Source organism: Kitasatospora sp. NPDC098663 (assembly GCF_044760075.1).
Taxonomy (GTDB): domain Bacteria; phylum Actinomycetota; class Actinomycetes; order Streptomycetales; family Streptomycetaceae; genus Kitasatospora.
The window spans coordinates 179,355-193,820 of sequence record NZ_JBIWAP010000009.1 but is presented as its reverse complement, the minus strand read 5'-3'; the positions used below and the strand labels follow the sequence as shown (position 1 = coordinate 193,820).

The following is a 14,466-nucleotide window of genomic DNA, read 5'->3' as shown; positions in this document are numbered from 1 at the left end:
GACGACCACGCCAAATCCCTTGTGGCGCATGGGAATTAACTTCGCTTCGCGTGAGCGCGCGTCTTCCGACTTGGCGAGATCGAGCGCTCAGTCATGTGTGACTCAGCTCACGCTAGATGCATTTGACGTGAAATGCATCCGTCCCGCAGTGTTGGCCCTGCAAGCGAACGACCGACCGAAACGAGATCACGATGCGTAACCACCGCACCGCCGCCGCCCTGGGCCTGGTCATGCTGCTGGCTTCCTCGCCGTGGCAGACGCACAACTGGGGCGGGGGGCTCGCTGCGGCCCTGCTGACGGGCCTGGTCGCCCACTGGGTGGGCAAGGTGCCCGGCCTGGTGCGGCGGGCCGTCCAGGGCTCGTCCGAGAGCGCCGCTGGGCCGGAGCCGGTGGCCGTCGCCCCGGTCAGCGCCTACGACCGCGACCGCAACGCCTGCTAACCCGCCCCCCTCACCCCCGGAGAACCCCCGTGAACGTGCGCCGCACCCTCGCAACCCTCACCCTCGCCACCGCAACCGCCATCGGCGGGTGGGCGGTTGGCCACCACCCGGCCCCCGCGCCCCCGTCCGTCACCGCCGACGACGTCTATGCCGTACTAGGCGAGGGGGAGACCGTGGCAGCGGCCTGCGGACGCGGTCACGAAGCCTGTGAAGCGGCCCTGACGGGGTCGCGGGGCATGGCGCTGGCCGGAAGGTCGGTGACGTTCTGGGAGGACGGCTCATGGTCGCTCACGGGCTCCGATCCGGCTAGTGAGGACGCCTACACCCGGGCCTTCAACGACGGGTGGTCCGAGGGCATGCAGGACGCCTGCGAGCAAGGGGCGGCCTACGCCTGCGACTGGCTCACCACCACCCGCTGACCACCACCCGCACCACCGCAAGGAACGCACCATGAACGCCACGCTCACCCCCGAACTCTGCGCCGCTGTCGACCGGTTCGGCGCGCGGTACGACACCGCACAGAACCTGATCAACGAGTGCGCCGCCCACGACTGGGCCCGGATAGCCATCGTGATGGACGTGACCGGCTTCCTGGAGGACGGAGACCACTGGTACGCCACGGAGGCGGAACAGGTGCTCGCCGCGTCCAACTACGAAGCGGCGGAGCGGATGTTCAGCGAGGAGTGCGGGCCGATCGGCGAAGCGTGGGACGACACGGGGTGGCTCATGTACGACGCGGACAACCCCACCGCCGTACAGCTCGCCGAGCGGATCACCGGAGCACTGCACGGCTACCCGATCTTGGACGAGACGGACCACAGCGAACGCGAGTGGGCGGCCATGGTCGAAGAGGTGGAGGGTTCACCCCTCACCCTGCCCGACGGGGTGGACGGCGCGGACGTCCTGAGCGAACTGCCCTGCCCCCAACTCGGCTGCATCACCATGGACATGGTGGAAGAGGCCCTGTCCGGCATGGGGTACACGCAGTGCTGCGACTGTGACGAGTGGCTGACCATGATGACCGCCCGCAGCGGTGAACCGCTGTGCCGTGACTGCGCACTCGAAGAGTCGCGCCCGGTGGAGACGTCGGTACACCCGATCCCCGGGGGCGAGCCGTGGCAGGCCCGCACCCTGTACGGGCAGGGTGCCCCGCTGGTCGACGTCCTCACCCCGTACCTGGACGGCTACGCCACCGAGCAGGGGGCCGCGTACCGCGAAGACGTGCGCGCCATCGTCCGGGGCTCCCGCGCTGGCTACCGCGCCGTGTACGGCCGCGCCGCGTAGGCACCAGGCCCCACCCCCTCCAACTCCCGCACCACAGAACGGAAGCACCGCCATGACCCGCACCGACATGATCCGCCTGTCCGGCTACTGGCCCAACCTGGCCAAGCTCGGCATGGACCACCCGGACAACGTGGGCGCACTGTTCGACGCGTTCCGCGACATGCGCGCCGAGGGTGAGCCGCTGGACCTGCTGATCAGCGAGCTGTTCGACGCCCCCGACAGCGTCTGACCGGCCCCAGTTCCCACCCCCGCACCGACCCGAGAGAGACCACCGTGAGCCGCACCGCCGAGTACCTGACCGAACTTGCCGAAGATGCCGGGCTGTTCGCAGAGTTGGAAGCCCTCACCGCCTACGCCGCGTACACCGGCAGCGCCGAGTACGCCGTGCGGACCTTCGAAGATGCCTACGAGGGCCAGTGGGACGACCTGGAGGACTTCGCCCGTGACCGGCTGATGGAGTCGGACGCCGAGTACCGCGCCGCGCTCGAAGGCTGCCGGGGGTGGCGTCCCGCACTGAACATGCGCGTGTGGGAGTGCGACTTCTTCCACGCCAGCAGCGGGCACGTCTTCCGGTCCGTCTGAGCTGTGCGCCCCTGGTGAGGGCCCAGCGCCCACCGCCGGGCCCCCGCCAAGGGTGCACAGACACCAGGCCCCACCCCCTCCCAACCCCTGGAGCACAGCCATGACCGCGCACACCCCGAACCCCACCCCGGACGAGACCGCTGAGCAGTTCGCCGCCCTCGTCGCCGACCTCCCCGATCACGAAGTGGCGGCCAGCGAAGACGAGTTCGGCTGTGAGTTCTGCGGTGGAGTACTGGAAGCCGCCGCGCCCCTGTGGTTCGAGGTCTACCGGCGCGCCGACGGAACCCCCGGCGTCTACGTCCACGGCATCGGCATCGAGTCGGCCACCGTCAGCTGCAAGGAATGCAACCAGGCCGCCGGGGACCACCTGGACCGGATGATCACGGACGCCATGTACCCGTGGGACAACGCGCTGTCCGGCATGGAGGTCTGAGCCGCTTCGGTGGCGGCCGGAATCCTCCGGCCCCCACCGTGGCCGCTCTGGCACCAGGCCCCACCCCGTCCGAACCACCGAAGGAACAGCGCCATGTCCACCGCACAGCTTCAAGCCCTCGTTGACCGCGTCCGCGAGAACGAAAGCTACTGGGAAGCCTCGTTCGTCGCCAACGTCCCCAGCTACGACCCCACCGGCCCCGACCAGCCCGCCGACGACGAGCACATGAACGACTGGGACGAGATAGACGACCGCCGCGCCTTCGACAGCCGGGAACTGCTGCTCGAACTCACCGCAGAACTCGAAGCGATCATCAGCGAGACGGAGGGCGGCCGGTGATCAGCGCCGAGGACTTCGCCCTCCTCTCGCACTGGTCGCACTGCGACCGGATCGGGGCCGACGTCGCCGACCCCGACGGCACAGCGGCGGCCCGGCTCGCCGAGTCCGGATACCTCACCCCCGGGGCCGTCGCCGGGTACTGGCGCGTCACCCGCGCCGGACAGGCCGCACGCACCGAGTACACCAGGGCCCACCCCGCCGGGCGCCTCGTCGGCCGCATCCGGCTCGACTGAGCCGCCCCGCCCGGGGTGACACCAGGCCCCACCCCGGGCCGCTGACACCAGGCCCCACCCCCGTCCCGTACCACCGAAGGACAGCGCCACCGTGACCAACCCCCGCGACACCTACGACGCTCTCGTGACCTACCTCAGTGACTACGCCGCCGAGTACGGCGCACGGGCCTACGCCACCGAAGACGGCACCCCGAGCACCAGCGTCCACGCCCTCGCTCAGCGCCTCGCCCGCCACGCCGCCCACCACGGCGCGGGCATCAGCCCCGAATCCGGCGGAGCCATCACCCTCGAATGGCCCCGGCCCGGCCGCACGGTGCGCGTGGTGTGGCGGCCCGTCCTGCGGTCCGAATGGGCCGACCTCTCGGAGGAACTGCCCGCATGTACCCCGGACAGCACCGCCTACAGCAAGGGGGCCGAGGACGCGAGCCGGATGCGCGGCTGGCGGCTCAGCCGGGCCGGATACCGGGCCTGGGCCGAAGCCGTCGGCCTGAGCGGCGACGACGGCGAGTGGTTCGCCTACGAGACCGGCCAGACCGACTGGTGGATCTCGTACGAGGGCCGCTGACACCAGGCCCCACCGCCTCACACCAGGCTCCACCCCCGCCCGTACCACCGAAGGAACAGCGCCACCGTGAACAGCACCGCCCTGACCACCGCTCTCCGCCTGCCCTACCAGCACGAGGAGAAGGGCCAGTTCACGACGAGGCACCGAGCCGTCGTCGTCACCACCCCAGCCGGACGCGGCGCACAGGCCAAGCACACCAAGGCCGTTCAGACCGCGCTCGACCTGCCCACGCTCAGCAGCCCCGGCAAGGCCGTGAAGATCGGGCCCGGCCCCCGCCCCGCCACCAAGCCGAGCAAGACCCGCGCGAAGGGGGCTGGCTGGCAGCGCTGGACCGAGCAGGACGGCACCGTTCGCTACGGCGTCGCCAGCGAAACGCACCCCAGCGTGCTCGGGCTCGAATGCCCGGCGGTGGCCAAGCCCCGCGCCCGGTACCGCGTCGTCGTCCCCGCCGACGGGGGCGAGCCGTTCGCCATCGTCACCGCCCCCGGCCACCCGTGGATGCGCGACAAGCACACCGCGATGACCCCCGCCCTCCTCCAGGACTGCCTGCCCGGCCTGCTCGTCAGCAGCACCGAACTGGCTGCCTGACCCGCCCCGGTGCGGTCCGGACACCCCTCCGGACCGCGCCGAGCCCGGTCAGACACCAGGCCCCACCCCCCGAGCAGCAGCGGAGAGCCGAGCATGCCCAAGTACATCGTCGCCGTGGACGTCATCGACGTGCACGTGGTGCCCGTCCTCGCCAACAGCCCCGAAGCCGCCCAGGCCGAAGCCGAGCGCATCATCACCACCGACCGGACGACGTGGTTCGACCACACCGAGCCCGTGGTCGTCGGCGACGCCCTCACCGAAGCCGAGTGGGATGCCGAACAGGAGTCGCTGGCCCGCACCGGCACCAGCGGCCAGCCCGGCCCCCTCCCGGCCCGCCGGCCGAAGGAGACCACCCCGGCCAAGTTCAAGGCGCCCCGCACCGACCACCACGCCGACGGCTCGACGTGCCCGCCCACCCACAAGCACACCAGCAGCGGCAAGCCCCTCACCGAGGGCTGCCCCGGCCGGGCGTACTCCACCGCCACCTGAACCTGCGGATGGACCACCCACAACACCGCCAAGGGCTACACCGACGAGACCCGCAAGCGCCACCTGTCCACCGAGCACCGCTGAGCCCGCTGGCACCAGGCCCCACCCCCCGGAGAACCCCGTGCACGCCACCCCCGAACCGCTGAAGGTCATGGACCTGCCCCGCCACCTGACCTTCGGCTACACCCGCCCCGGCACCCCGCCCCACGTCGCCCTGGTGGACGACCCCGACCGCCGCGCGCTGTGCTCCCCGGACACCCCGCTCACCCCCAACTGGGCACTCAACGGTGACCCGCTCTGCCCCGCCTGCGCCCCGCTCGTCCAGCCGTGACCCCAGACCCCGCCCCGGAGACACCAGTGCCCACCGCCACCGCCACCCGCTACACCCTCACCTACCCGCCGGCCGACGACCGGCCCCCGATGAGCGCCCGCTTCACCGTCGCCGCCGACGACAAGGGCACCTGGACCGTCGAACGCCAGGTGTTCGGGGCGGCCGGGCGGATGATCAGTGGCAGCCCGCCCCGCCACTACTACGGAGACGACGCCCAGGCACGAGCCGAAGCCGCCTACCGGGGACTCGTCGTTCGGGAAGTCCTCCACGTCGGGCAACTGCTCGACCTGGGGCTGGAGCCCCGGGACGTCCGCTTCCGGGACGGCTGCCCGACCCTGGACGGCCTGGACGCCGGCCAGTGGCTCGAAGCCGTCGGAGCGAGCTGACCCGGGCCCGGCTGGCACCAGGCCCCACCCCCTCCCCAGGGTGGGGCCTGTGTCGAAGTGCCGAGTGTCGGACCCCGGTTGGCATTGAGTCCCACCGTAAGAGTGCTGTGTATAGATTTTTTAAGAGTGTCAATAAAACGACACTAACGGCATGGCCCTTACGCCGTACTACCCCTTCCACGATCCGCCCCTGACCACAGGCCCCACCCCGAGGAGACCCAGTGCCCACCCCCCGAACCCCCTGGATACCCGGCGGCGGCACCGCCCTGGACTGGGGCCTGCGCAACCCCTGCCCGGTCGGCGTCGGCCCCGGTGGCTACCGGGGCGAAGGCGGGAAGGTGTGGTGCCTGGACTGCGGCGACCGCTACACCGGGCGCCCGGCCCAGGTCGGCGACGAACACGCCCACCGCGACGACGCCCACCACGCCGCCCGACTCCACGCGGACGAGCACGAGGGCGAGTTCCGCCGGTTCGTCGCCGCCCTGCGTACCCAGGAGGCCCGCGAGAAGTCCGGGTGGACCAGCCGCGTGTACGGCCTCGTCGCAGCGGCCACCCTGCCCGGCAGCGAAGGCGGGGTGTGGTGGGACGGCACCGGCTACCGCCTCGTCCCGGCCGGGGCCCGGATCGGGGCCAGGGGCCGCCGGGTGCGCCGCCGCGTGGTCGAGCTGGTCATCAAGGCCGGGTTCCTCCAGCAGGACGAGCGTGGCGACGTGGTGGCCACTCCGGACGGCCGGGCCATGCTCAGGATCTGGCAGCACCACCGCGCCGAGCTGGCCGAGCCCTGGGCCGCCCGCCACGAGCCCGAGGCCCTGCCCCCGCTCCCCGGCGGCCAGGAAGCTGTACGCCGCCGCGAGGCCGCCCGCCAGCGCGCCATCGAGAGGGAGCGCCAGACCGCCCAGAGCCGGGCCGAGTTCCTTCGGCGGCGTGAAGAGGCCGAGCAGCGGCACCAGGCAGAGCAGGCCGCCGAGCGTCAGCGCCGCGAGGACGAGCGGGCCGAGCGCGAGCGCGCCGAGCGGGCCCGCACCGGAGCGGACATCGACCTCACGTGGTCCGCGGTGAGTGCCGGCCGCTGGACCGTCACCGGCTCGGGCCACGACCGCCGCCTGGACGTCGTCCTCAACACCACCGACTTCGCGCAGGACCAGTTCGAGATCCGGGAGAACGGCCACTTCATCTCCCGCCACCCCTACCGCCACCAGACCGAGGCCGCCGTGCGGCAGCTGCTCGCAGACGGAGTCGAGATCGGGCAGCGGGCACCAGGCCCCACCCCCGCCCAGCCGGACCGACCGGCGGCCGGCACCCCCGCCCGCCGCTGGCACCAGGCCCCACCCCCGCCCACCGCACAGAAGGAGAACGACCCTGACCATCCACCCCGCCAACGTGCTGCCCGACGGCCGATGGGACGCCCGGCTCTTCGACCTCGAATACGAGGGCAGGAGAGGCCCCTACCGGGTCGTCCGCGGCCTCGGAGAACAGATCGGCACCGTGGAGAAGCACGGGGGTGTCTGGATGCCCAAGGACGCCGCCGGGGCGTGGGTGGGGGCCGCCGCAGGCCAACGGGGCTACCTCACCCGCCGGGTCGCTGCCATCGAGCTGTCGATGGCCGTCCCGCTACCTCCGCCGGAGGAAGAGGAGGAGTGCCGGGTGGCACCAGGGCTCACACTGGGCCCGTCCAACCAATTCAGGCATGGCCGCCAACGCTAGTAAGCCGTTGAAACCGACAGGCCCCCGGGAGAGCCGGGGGCCTTGCTGGCACTACTTCAGCGGCTCTTTCATCATCACAGAGAAGACGGGCGAGTCGGAGAACGGCTGCTGAGAACCAATCTGCTGATACCCCCACGACTCGTAGACGGCCTTCACCTTGCCGTCTCCGGCCTGTGGGTTGACCAGGAGCGTCACACGCCCCTCCGATCGTCCACCCAACACCTCGTCGTGAAGTTGCTTGGCAACGCCCTTACCTCGCCACGGGCCTCGAACGACGATCTCGTTGAACGCCAGTGTGCGTCGCCCGTCTTCGTCGACGTATCCCTCGGGCAGGGGCGTGATCATTGACGACCACCACTTGGTGTCCGGCCCAAGCGGGACGACGTAGCAGAACCCAATTGGCTCGTCGCCGTCGTACCCGATCACGGCCTCCCAGCCGGGGCGGGACGAGTGCCCAGTCAGCCGCTCACCAAAGCGTTCCGGCGAGTTGAATGGGCGATCCATCAGGCCGAAGTCGCCGCGGACCTCTACATGCAGGTTGACGATGATCTGATGGGCTTCCTCCACATCGGTGACGTGGCGGAAGATCAGGGTGGTCTCAAGCATGCGCTTCCCTCCGATGGTCATTCCAGTCCTGGGTGGGCGGACTGCCGGGAGCGACCTTAGCGAGGGTCGCCGTGAAGCGGCCAAGCATGTGCCCAGTCCGACCACGACTGGCAGAAGCCGGAACCATCTTCGCTGTTGCCACCGCTGCTTCGATCTCGTCCTGGCGAAGCTGCGCGTTAGCGAGGTAGGTCAGTGTGAGGCTATGGTTCCGCTGCATCGAAGGACGCAGGAGCGAGAGGTTCCGGTGAGCGTGGGCTTCGGCGTCAGCCCACAGGCCAGCTTCGAAGGCGGCGGTTGCGGACAGGAGTTCCAGCTCGGCCTCATCGAAGAAGGCGGTCCAGGCGGGCCGTGAGCGTGTCACGTCGATACGGCTAAACGCGTCCTGGGCGTACCCAAGGCACCGACGCATGGCAGTCGCATCGCTGCTTCGTGCGTGCTGGATAGCCATGCGGGCGTGCGTCAGCGAGGCATAGAACGGGTCGCGCCGCACGATCGACGTGGACCGCGCGACCTCCCTGGCTGCCATGGAGTCGGCGGTCCTGCCCATGTGACTGTACAAGACCCCAGCGAACCCCCAGCATCGCAGCTGGGTTGATGGGTCATTCGAGAGGCCGGCCAGCGTTACCGCCTGGTTCAGGTGACTCTCCGCACTTTCGAGCCTGCGCCCGTCGATGGCCGCCCACATCGCGCTGCTGGCGAACAGCGCGGCTGTCGTGTAAAGCCGTGACCGTGTGCGTTGGCTGACACTGCCGCGCTTCTGAAGGTCGAGTGTCTGTCGCGCGAGCTGAGAAGCCCATTGTTCCGTCTCCACAGTGCCACCAGCGCGATTGTCTGAGGCGATGAGCCTGGCAAGCTCCAGGTTGAGCTGATCTACGTCAGCGGCTCCTACCCGGTAACGGGTCGAGCCTGCGCCTTTGACTGCCGCCACGGCAGCAAGTGGGGCAGTGGAGAGGAAGGTTCGTCGCTGCACGCGGCCCTCCAGGTTCAACGCCGATCGGTACGTGGCCGGCGGGGTGAAACCGAGCTCTTCGGTCTGACATTCAAATACTGCCTCCAAAGCGAGGCATGTTCGACCGTGGGGCCTCGTGGTCTTGCCGTGGACTAGGTCGAACACCGTTCGATCGCTGAATGTGCCGCGCTTGCCGGTCAGCTCTTCAAGCTTCCCGTTCATCTCCTCGGCCAACTCGCTGTAGCTCAGGCCGGCCTGCTCAAGTCGCCTACCGAGCACCATGTCGGATGTGTGACCCACCATGCACTCACCGTACCGCCGCGACGGTAGCCGCCGTCTGGCTTTCGCCAAGGAATGGCAAAGTCTTCCGGCGGGCTGTGACCAGGAGGCGGTGTTTCTTCGTGAGCCTGCCGACTCGAAGGCTCGTTGAATGGTTGTCAGTCGCCCGGGACCGAGGGGCTGTCCTGGCGGCTAGTGACCGTTGCTGCGCGGCTCCGTACCGCAGAGCCCCGTGCAGCGACCTCAACCACCCAGCAGGAGGACCAGAATGTCCACCAGCACCATGCCGGCCGCCGACAAGGTCGGCGAGCGCGCCCGCGAGATCCTGACCGCCATCACCACGGACCCCGAGTTCCCGGCGTTCGAGGCGGCGACCCTGGAGTACAGCTCCGACTGGCAGTGCTTCACCGGGTTCCCGACCATCAGCGAGTGGAACCTCGACACCGACAAGGCCCCGTTGTTCGCCGAGGGCCTGCGCGCCATCGCCCTCAAGGCGGCGGCGTTCGAGCTGACCGGCAGCGAGACCGACGCCGAGCTGGCCCTGCCCGTCCCCGTGGACGAGATGACGCACGCGATGATCGCGCAGCCGCAGCTCCTCGCCCGCATCGCCGACCGGGCCGGCTTCGCGCTGATCCACCAGACGGACCAGGAACACACCGACTACACCGGTGGCGAGTACACCCACGCCGCGTACGTGGTCGCCTGGGGCACCGAGCCGCCCGCCCGCTACTGGCTCGACAAGGCCGAGGTCGACCGCCGTCTGGGCATCCTCGCCGAGAAGTACGACTCCATCGGCTTCGCCCGCAGCGGGCGCGAGCACGCCATCACCTTCTAGTCCTCGGGCAACGCCTCGCCGGCACTCGCGTACCGGCCGGGAGGCAGCCCGATGCGGTCTCCGTGCACACAGGCCGGGATTCCCTCCCGGTTGTACCGGAAGCCATCATCCGGGTTGAACGGGTAGTCCCTGCTGGGGCGTTCGAGTACATCGAATGCCCCAGCGGGGAGCCGGAGGCTCGGGCAGATCCAGCACGCGTCGTGATCGTCTTCGTCGTCGATGAACGGCTTGGCGGGCATGAACGCAGAGTAGCGATCGTGACACCGAACCGTGCAAGCCTCCCAGGTGTCGCGGGAGTTCCGAGGGCCGACCTCCCCACGGCAGCCCTCGGTGAAGGAGGACAGACCGATGGCGCGACGCACCCCCAAGCGTGAGTACCGGGAGGTCGTGACCGGACCCTCGAAGTCCGAATTGCAGCGGCCCCCCGCTGGCTGGAGCCCGCTGGACGACTACAGGGCGGCCAACGCCGTTGGCCGGCCGCTGTCCGGGGCCGGCGAGCTTCAGATCGACGCCGTGCGGTCCTGGTGTACCTGCCCCGACTGCGTCGTCCGCAGGAACGCCGCATGAGTATGGATGGAGAAGCACGACTGTGAACAGTGTGATCCAGGGCGACCCGGTCCGGCACCGCACGGACGGATGGACGGGCACCATCGCCGAGACCCCGAGCAGGCTCGCCAATCACGCCTGGGTGAACCGGGACAGCCCCTCGGACCCGTACCCGGAGTTCGTCCTCCTCAGCGAGTTGGAGGCTGCGGATTGAGCATCCCACTGCCCGGTCGGCCGGCGATCGAAGGGGCCGTCGTGGACCGGTCCGACGGCTACCGCGAGGGAACCTGCTGGGTCTGCCACCGGGAGACGCTGGTCTGCGCGGGCACCTCGCTCCAGGCCCCCGGTGACCCCCGGAGCACCTGCCACCCGATCTGCAACGACTGCATCATCCGCGCCCGGACGCCCCACCGTCGTGCCGCGCTGCGGGCCGCGCTCGACAAGCGCCCGGCGTAGGGACGCCGTGTCGAGCCGCCCGGAGGAGAACGCCGAGGACGACGGACAGGCGGTGGCCGGTCTGCCTGCCCTGCCCGAGGCAGCCGACGAGTCCGAAGAGCTGGCAGCCCTTGTGCCTGCCGAGTCGGACAGCATGCGCCTCCTTCGGGAGCGCACACGGGAGTTGCAGCACCGCCACGCCACGTGGCATTGGATTTTCGAGTGAGGAACACCATGGCTGACACCTCTGCGGGCCCGCCGCTCGCGCACACGTCCTGTCCCCCGGCGAGGCGGGACGCGGCCGACCTGCCCGCCCCGCGCGAGGCCGCCCCGGCCCCCCGCCTGCGCACGGTCTTCCGGTTCACGGGCTGGACGCTGAGCCAGGCGGCCGGCGAGCCCGACATGCCGCCGGTCCTGCACCAGTTCCGGTGCCGCGCGGAGGACGAGGACGGCACCGTGTGCGGGGCCGAGGGCCCCGAGTTGCAGTCGTTCAACCTCGCCCAGAGCTGGCCGTTCGTCCACGTCAAGGAGGCCCCGGAGCACCGGTCCTACGAACACCTGGCGCGGGTGCCGTGGACGATCTCCCCGAAAGTCGAGCCCGGCACGGTGATCTCGTGATGGGGCACGTCCTGATCCTCGCCGCCATGGTCCTGCTGGTCGTCGGCGGTCTCGATTTCGACAGGAAGGAACGGGAGCCGGGCTGCCTGTGGTGGGTGCGTGTGCTGCCCCACCGCACGATCGAGATCCGGCGACGCGGACGCTTCGGTCTGAACGTCGGGATCTACGACCAGCGCTAGCCACAAGCCCCCGCCAGAGGCCCTGGAAATGGGTCTTCGGCCTCTGACGGGCCGGTGGTCCTGCCTTTGGGGCTTGGCAGGACCACCGGGCGCCCCGGCCCCGGATCCGTCGGGGATCGGGCCGGGGCGACCCCTAAGACCCCCGGCGGGTGCCTGATCTGCCGCCGGGGAAGCACAACCCCCGCCCCGGTGACCGCCAGGGACGGACCGGGACGACCGGGGCGGGGCCTACCATCCACCCCCTACGGAGTACACATGTCTGATCCGCCGGTGCCACGTGAAGTCAACGTGAACGTCGTGCCGGCCGAGGGCTATCAGCTGGAAATCGCGGGGGCACTGTCCGACCCGCACGTCGCGGCGGACGACATCGACAGGCACTTCGAACAGGTCATCGCCGACGCGGTTCGCCGGGAACTGTTCATCCCCGACGACGTGCCGCTCGTCCTGATCATCACGGACTCCGACGGGGATATCACCCGGGCCGAACAGCCGTCGAACCCCAAGTAGCACCCACAGACCCCCGTCCCGGCCACCCTGGGGAAGAACGGCCGGGACGGGCCAGTAAGGCACGACGGGCCAAGGGGCATCAGCCCCCGGCCTGACCGACCGAGAAGGGAACACCTGTATGCCCAGCTTTGGCGACAGCGGCAAGCACGGCGGCGGCTCCGGCCCCGGCACCGGGGGCGGCCAGCAGGACGACAGCAACAGCGGCAACAAGCACGGCGGCGGCTCGGACGAGGGTGGCAACAGCAGCGACGGCCAGCGCCCGGCGGGCGGCAAGTAGCCAGTGAGCGCCAAGCACGAAGCGGAGGCCGGTCGGACCCGGCTGGCCTCCGCGCTCATCGACAACGGGTCTCTTACCTCGGACTGGCTGGGACCGTACAACGCGGTGCCCCGCCACCAGTTCATCCCCGACACTGTCTGGCCGGGCAAGGCCGACGGGGTCTGCCAGGGCCAGGCCGTCCACCGCTACGCCGACCCGGCGCGGTGGTGGCACGCGGTCTACTCCGACGTCCCGCTCACCACGCAGTGGGACGACGGAACCCACGAGGGCGACGAGCGGGGAACCATGCCCACGTCGTCCAACTCCATGCCCACGATGGTGTTCTCCATGCTCTCCGCGCTCAACGTGGAGGACGGGAACCGGGTGATGGAGATCGGCACCGGCACCGGATGGAACTCCGCCCTGCTGTCCCAGCGCCTCGGGTCCGGCAGCGTCGTCACCATCGAGGTGGACGAGGCCAGCGCCGCCGACGCCCAACGCCGCCTCGCGCGGGCCGGGTACTTCCCGACGTCCGTGGTCGGCGACGGAGCCGATGGCCATCCGGACGGCGCGCCGTTCGATCGCGTCATCGCCACCTGTTCCGTCGGACGGATCCCACACGCCTGGGTATCCCAGACCGGGCCGGGCGGGGTGATCGTTGCCCCGTGGGGGCCCCAGTACGGCGGGGAAGCCGTGGTACGGCTCACGGTCGGCGACGACGGGACGGCCAGCGGCCACTTCGTCGGGTCCTCGGCGTTCATGCGCCTGCGCCAGCAGCGCACGCCTCGCCCGAGCAGCCTGGAGTACCTGTCCGGGCCGTGGCCGGCCGACGGAGCGAAGTCCCAGACCGACCTGTCGCCGCAGGAGTTGGGCGACTGGCTGGCCATGTTCGCCGTCGGCGTGCAAGTGCCCGAAGCGTTCCCGCTCACCGAGCGGTACGACGACGGCACGTACACGCTGTGGCTGCACGACACGGCCGTGACCTCGTGGGCCACCGCCGACTGGGAAGCGGACCGTACCGGCTACGAGGTCGTCCAGTCCGGGCCTCGCAACCTCTGGGACGAGGTGGAGGCCGCCTACCACTGGTGGGACGACCAGGGCCGCCCCGGCTTCGACCGCTTCGGCCTCACCGTCACCCCCGACCGCCACACCGTGTGGTTGGACAGCCCCGACAACCCCGTCCCCACCCGGGACTGACACCCAGACCCCGCCACCTCTAACCCCCAGTGGCGGGCTCCGCCTCCGCCCTGCGGCTGCCCCCGCTGCCGCAGGGCGGAGGACTCTCCACCCTCCTCAGGAGTAGCTATGTGGGCCACCACCGAACAAGACCGGCAGGCCATGCTCAGGGCGCTCGTGATCGCCGCGCTGCCAGCCATCGCCCTCCGGTACGCCTCCGGCGTCGGCGTCAGAAGGCTCGCGACGGTTTACGGGTGCGATTCCAACTGGCTCCAGGCCCAGATGATCAAGGCCGGGTACCGGGTCCGGCCGCTTGAGGAAGCAACCGGTCTGCGCCCCGCACCCTGGCCGTGGATGCCTATCAGCATGCCGGGGCGGAAGACGATGCCCTGATTGGGCGCCTTCGGGGGCCAGGCCGCACTGGCCCCGGCAGGGACGTGGCACCCAACACCTCAGCGCATTTCCGCAGGTCGGGAACAAGGTGCAAGGGCGGTACGTTCTTCCAGGTGGTGGCCCACACGAGTTCGTAGGTGCCGGCCAGCTCGCGCAGCCAGGCGCCGTGCCGGGCGGAGAGGAGCACCGAGTAGCCGAACAGGGTGTGGGTGTCGAACCCGGCGTCCGGATGCGGGCAGACCGGGTTGAGCACCCCGTCGACGTCCAGGAACAACAGCGGCTTCGGCACCAGTGGCCCCCCAGAGACGGTGGT

The 14,466-nt window shown here is 70.3% G+C and carries 28 protein-coding genes; 24 read left to right on the top strand and 4 right to left on the bottom strand.

Features of this window, described 5'->3' with window-relative positions; genetic code table 11:
* The first annotated feature begins 191 nt into the window (after positions 1–191).
* The 14 genes from ACIQVZ_RS12610 (at position 192) to ACIQVZ_RS12545 (ending at position 7,385) form a co-directional block, all read left to right on the top strand.
* The gene (locus ACIQVZ_RS12610; protein ID WP_402449318.1) at positions 192–440 is read left to right on the top strand and encodes a hypothetical protein; all 249 of its coding nucleotides are present in this window, start codon (positions 192–194) and stop codon (positions 438–440) included.
* A 29-nt stretch (positions 441–469) separates the two neighbouring features.
* A complete protein-coding gene (locus ACIQVZ_RS12605) occupies positions 470–859 on the top strand; it encodes a hypothetical protein (protein WP_402449316.1) in 390 nt (129 codons plus the stop codon).
* Between the two features lie 31 nt (positions 860–890).
* Positions 891–1,724, top strand: coding sequence for a hypothetical protein (locus tag ACIQVZ_RS12600; RefSeq protein ID WP_402449314.1), 834 nt, complete (start codon positions 891–893; stop codon positions 1,722–1,724).
* A gap of 52 nt (positions 1,725–1,776) precedes the next feature.
* Positions 1,777–1,953, top strand: a complete 177-nt coding sequence (locus ACIQVZ_RS12595) for a hypothetical protein (protein ID WP_402449312.1) — start codon at positions 1,777–1,779, stop codon at positions 1,951–1,953.
* A gap of 44 nt (positions 1,954–1,997) precedes the next feature.
* Positions 1,998–2,306, top strand: coding sequence for a hypothetical protein (locus tag ACIQVZ_RS12590; RefSeq protein WP_402449310.1), 309 nt, complete (start codon positions 1,998–2,000; stop codon positions 2,304–2,306).
* Between the two features lie 100 nt (positions 2,307–2,406).
* On the top strand, positions 2,407–2,739 hold the full coding sequence (locus ACIQVZ_RS12585; protein WP_402449308.1) for a hypothetical protein: 333 nt from the start codon (positions 2,407–2,409) through the stop codon (positions 2,737–2,739).
* Between the two features lie 93 nt (positions 2,740–2,832).
* Positions 2,833–3,078 (top strand): hypothetical protein, encoded by a 246-nt coding sequence (locus ACIQVZ_RS12580; RefSeq protein ID WP_402449305.1) that lies wholly within the window; start codon positions 2,833–2,835, stop codon positions 3,076–3,078.
* Positions 3,075–3,311, top strand: a complete 237-nt coding sequence (locus tag ACIQVZ_RS12575) for a hypothetical protein (RefSeq protein ID WP_402449302.1) — start codon at positions 3,075–3,077, stop codon at positions 3,309–3,311. The genes ACIQVZ_RS12580 and ACIQVZ_RS12575 overlap by 4 nt, the downstream gene beginning before the upstream one ends.
* 91 nt (positions 3,312–3,402) lie before the next feature.
* Positions 3,403–3,876, top strand: a complete 474-nt coding sequence (locus ACIQVZ_RS12570) for a hypothetical protein (RefSeq protein ID WP_402449300.1) — start codon at positions 3,403–3,405, stop codon at positions 3,874–3,876.
* A gap of 66 nt (positions 3,877–3,942) precedes the next feature.
* The gene (locus tag ACIQVZ_RS12565; RefSeq protein WP_402449297.1) at positions 3,943–4,464 is read left to right on the top strand and encodes a hypothetical protein; all 522 of its coding nucleotides are present in this window, start codon (positions 3,943–3,945) and stop codon (positions 4,462–4,464) included.
* 93 nt (positions 4,465–4,557) lie between these two features.
* Positions 4,558–4,953: a hypothetical protein gene (locus ACIQVZ_RS12560; RefSeq protein ID WP_402449294.1), complete on the top strand. Its 396-nt coding sequence runs from the start codon at positions 4,558–4,560 to the stop codon at positions 4,951–4,953.
* A gap of 121 nt (positions 4,954–5,074) precedes the next feature.
* Positions 5,075–5,284: a hypothetical protein gene (locus tag ACIQVZ_RS12555; RefSeq protein WP_402449292.1), complete on the top strand. Its 210-nt coding sequence runs from the start codon at positions 5,075–5,077 to the stop codon at positions 5,282–5,284.
* Between the two features lie 26 nt (positions 5,285–5,310).
* Positions 5,311–5,670, top strand: coding sequence for a hypothetical protein (locus ACIQVZ_RS12550; RefSeq protein ID WP_402449290.1), 360 nt, complete (start codon positions 5,311–5,313; stop codon positions 5,668–5,670).
* A gap of 221 nt (positions 5,671–5,891) precedes the next feature.
* Positions 5,892–7,385, top strand: a complete 1,494-nt coding sequence (locus tag ACIQVZ_RS12545; RefSeq protein WP_402449288.1) for a hypothetical protein — start codon at positions 5,892–5,894, stop codon at positions 7,383–7,385.
* Positions 7,386–7,425: 40 nt separating this feature from the next.
* On the opposite strand, the gene ACIQVZ_RS12540 is transcribed toward ACIQVZ_RS12545, so the two are convergent.
* Both ACIQVZ_RS12540 and ACIQVZ_RS12535 read right to left on the bottom strand, forming a co-directional pair.
* Positions 7,426–7,980, bottom strand: coding sequence for a GNAT family N-acetyltransferase (locus ACIQVZ_RS12540; RefSeq protein ID WP_402449286.1), 555 nt, complete (start codon positions 7,978–7,980; stop codon positions 7,426–7,428).
* Positions 7,973–9,232, bottom strand: coding sequence for a hypothetical protein (locus tag ACIQVZ_RS12535; protein ID WP_402449283.1), 1,260 nt, complete (start codon positions 9,230–9,232; stop codon positions 7,973–7,975). Before ACIQVZ_RS12535 ends, ACIQVZ_RS12540 begins: the two co-directional genes overlap by 8 nt.
* Before the next feature lie 244 nt (positions 9,233–9,476).
* On the opposite strand from ACIQVZ_RS12535, the gene ACIQVZ_RS12530 reads away from it, so the two are divergent.
* Entirely contained in the window at positions 9,477–10,043 is a 567-nt protein-coding gene (locus ACIQVZ_RS12530; RefSeq protein WP_402449280.1) for a hypothetical protein, read from the top strand.
* On the opposite strand, the gene ACIQVZ_RS12525 is transcribed toward ACIQVZ_RS12530, so the two are convergent.
* Positions 10,040–10,282 (bottom strand): hypothetical protein, encoded by a 243-nt coding sequence (locus tag ACIQVZ_RS12525; RefSeq protein ID WP_402449277.1) that lies wholly within the window; start codon positions 10,280–10,282, stop codon positions 10,040–10,042. The genes ACIQVZ_RS12530 and ACIQVZ_RS12525 overlap by 4 nt on opposite strands.
* A gap of 350 nt (positions 10,283–10,632) precedes the next feature.
* On the opposite strand from ACIQVZ_RS12525, the gene ACIQVZ_RS12520 reads away from it, so the two are divergent.
* From ACIQVZ_RS12520 to ACIQVZ_RS12480, 9 genes are all read left to right on the top strand, one after another.
* Entirely contained in the window at positions 10,633–10,803 is a 171-nt protein-coding gene (locus ACIQVZ_RS12520; RefSeq protein ID WP_402449274.1) for a hypothetical protein, read from the top strand.
* 41 nt (positions 10,804–10,844) lie between these two features.
* Positions 10,845–11,045: a hypothetical protein gene (locus ACIQVZ_RS12515; RefSeq protein WP_402449271.1), complete on the top strand. Its 201-nt coding sequence runs from the start codon at positions 10,845–10,847 to the stop codon at positions 11,043–11,045.
* A gap of 7 nt (positions 11,046–11,052) precedes the next feature.
* Positions 11,053–11,250 carry a hypothetical protein gene (locus tag ACIQVZ_RS12510; protein ID WP_402449269.1) on the top strand — a complete coding sequence of 66 codons (198 nt, stop codon included), beginning with the start codon at positions 11,053–11,055 and terminating at the stop codon, positions 11,248–11,250.
* Positions 11,251–11,258: 8 nt separating this feature from the next.
* On the top strand, positions 11,259–11,642 hold the full coding sequence (locus tag ACIQVZ_RS12505) for a hypothetical protein (RefSeq protein ID WP_402449267.1): 384 nt from the start codon (positions 11,259–11,261) through the stop codon (positions 11,640–11,642).
* A complete protein-coding gene (locus ACIQVZ_RS12500; protein WP_402449265.1) occupies positions 11,639–11,821 on the top strand; it encodes a hypothetical protein in 183 nt (60 codons plus the stop codon). Before ACIQVZ_RS12505 ends, ACIQVZ_RS12500 begins: the two co-directional genes overlap by 4 nt.
* Positions 11,822–12,076: 255 nt before the next feature.
* On the top strand, positions 12,077–12,328 hold the full coding sequence (locus tag ACIQVZ_RS12495) for a hypothetical protein (protein ID WP_402449263.1): 252 nt from the start codon (positions 12,077–12,079) through the stop codon (positions 12,326–12,328).
* A 118-nt stretch (positions 12,329–12,446) separates the two neighbouring features.
* Positions 12,447–12,605: a hypothetical protein gene (locus ACIQVZ_RS12490; RefSeq protein WP_363631293.1), complete on the top strand. Its 159-nt coding sequence runs from the start codon at positions 12,447–12,449 to the stop codon at positions 12,603–12,605.
* A gap of 3 nt (positions 12,606–12,608) precedes the next feature.
* On the top strand, positions 12,609–13,781 hold the full coding sequence (locus ACIQVZ_RS12485) for a methyltransferase domain-containing protein (protein WP_402449261.1): 1,173 nt from the start codon (positions 12,609–12,611) through the stop codon (positions 13,779–13,781).
* A gap of 108 nt (positions 13,782–13,889) precedes the next feature.
* Positions 13,890–14,153 (top strand): hypothetical protein, encoded by a 264-nt coding sequence (locus ACIQVZ_RS12480; RefSeq protein ID WP_363582719.1) that lies wholly within the window; start codon positions 13,890–13,892, stop codon positions 14,151–14,153.
* On the opposite strand, the gene ACIQVZ_RS12475 is transcribed toward ACIQVZ_RS12480, so the two are convergent.
* Positions 14,122–14,442 carry an HAD domain-containing protein gene (locus ACIQVZ_RS12475; RefSeq protein WP_402449257.1) on the bottom strand — a complete coding sequence of 107 codons (321 nt, stop codon included), beginning with the start codon at positions 14,440–14,442 and terminating at the stop codon, positions 14,122–14,124. The genes ACIQVZ_RS12480 and ACIQVZ_RS12475 overlap by 32 nt on opposite strands.
* Positions 14,443–14,466 lie beyond the last annotated feature (24 nt).

Bases quoted from the DNA above. Each gene is read 5' to 3' on its own strand.
- ACIQVZ_RS12610 (WP_402449318.1), top strand. From the start codon at position 192: ATGCGTAACCACCGCACCGCCGCCGCCCTGGGCCTGGTCATGCTGCTG.
- ACIQVZ_RS12600 (WP_402449314.1), top strand. From the start codon at position 891: ATGAACGCCACGCTCACCCCCGAACTCTGCGCCGCTGTCGACCGGTTC.
- ACIQVZ_RS12595 (WP_402449312.1), top strand. From the start codon at position 1,777: ATGACCCGCACCGACATGATCCGCCTGTCCGGCTACTGGCCCAACCTG.
- ACIQVZ_RS12585 (WP_402449308.1), top strand. From the start codon at position 2,407: ATGACCGCGCACACCCCGAACCCCACCCCGGACGAGACCGCTGAGCAG.
- ACIQVZ_RS12580 (WP_402449305.1), top strand. From the start codon at position 2,833: ATGTCCACCGCACAGCTTCAAGCCCTCGTTGACCGCGTCCGCGAGAAC.
- ACIQVZ_RS12560 (WP_402449294.1), top strand. From the start codon at position 4,558: ATGCCCAAGTACATCGTCGCCGTGGACGTCATCGACGTGCACGTGGTG.
- ACIQVZ_RS12540 (WP_402449286.1), bottom strand. From the start codon at position 7,980: ATGCTTGAGACCACCCTGATCTTCCGCCACGTCACCGATGTGGAGGAA.
- ACIQVZ_RS12535 (WP_402449283.1), bottom strand. From the start codon at position 9,232: ATGGTGGGTCACACATCCGACATGGTGCTCGGTAGGCGACTTGAGCAG.
- ACIQVZ_RS12530 (WP_402449280.1), top strand. From the start codon at position 9,477: ATGTCCACCAGCACCATGCCGGCCGCCGACAAGGTCGGCGAGCGCGCC.
- ACIQVZ_RS12525 (WP_402449277.1), bottom strand. From the start codon at position 10,282: ATGCCCGCCAAGCCGTTCATCGACGACGAAGACGATCACGACGCGTGC.
- ACIQVZ_RS12505 (WP_402449267.1), top strand. From the start codon at position 11,259: ATGGCTGACACCTCTGCGGGCCCGCCGCTCGCGCACACGTCCTGTCCC.
- ACIQVZ_RS12495 (WP_402449263.1), top strand. From the start codon at position 12,077: ATGTCTGATCCGCCGGTGCCACGTGAAGTCAACGTGAACGTCGTGCCG.
- ACIQVZ_RS12490 (WP_363631293.1), top strand. From the start codon at position 12,447: ATGCCCAGCTTTGGCGACAGCGGCAAGCACGGCGGCGGCTCCGGCCCC.
- ACIQVZ_RS12480 (WP_363582719.1), top strand. From the start codon at position 13,890: ATGTGGGCCACCACCGAACAAGACCGGCAGGCCATGCTCAGGGCGCTC.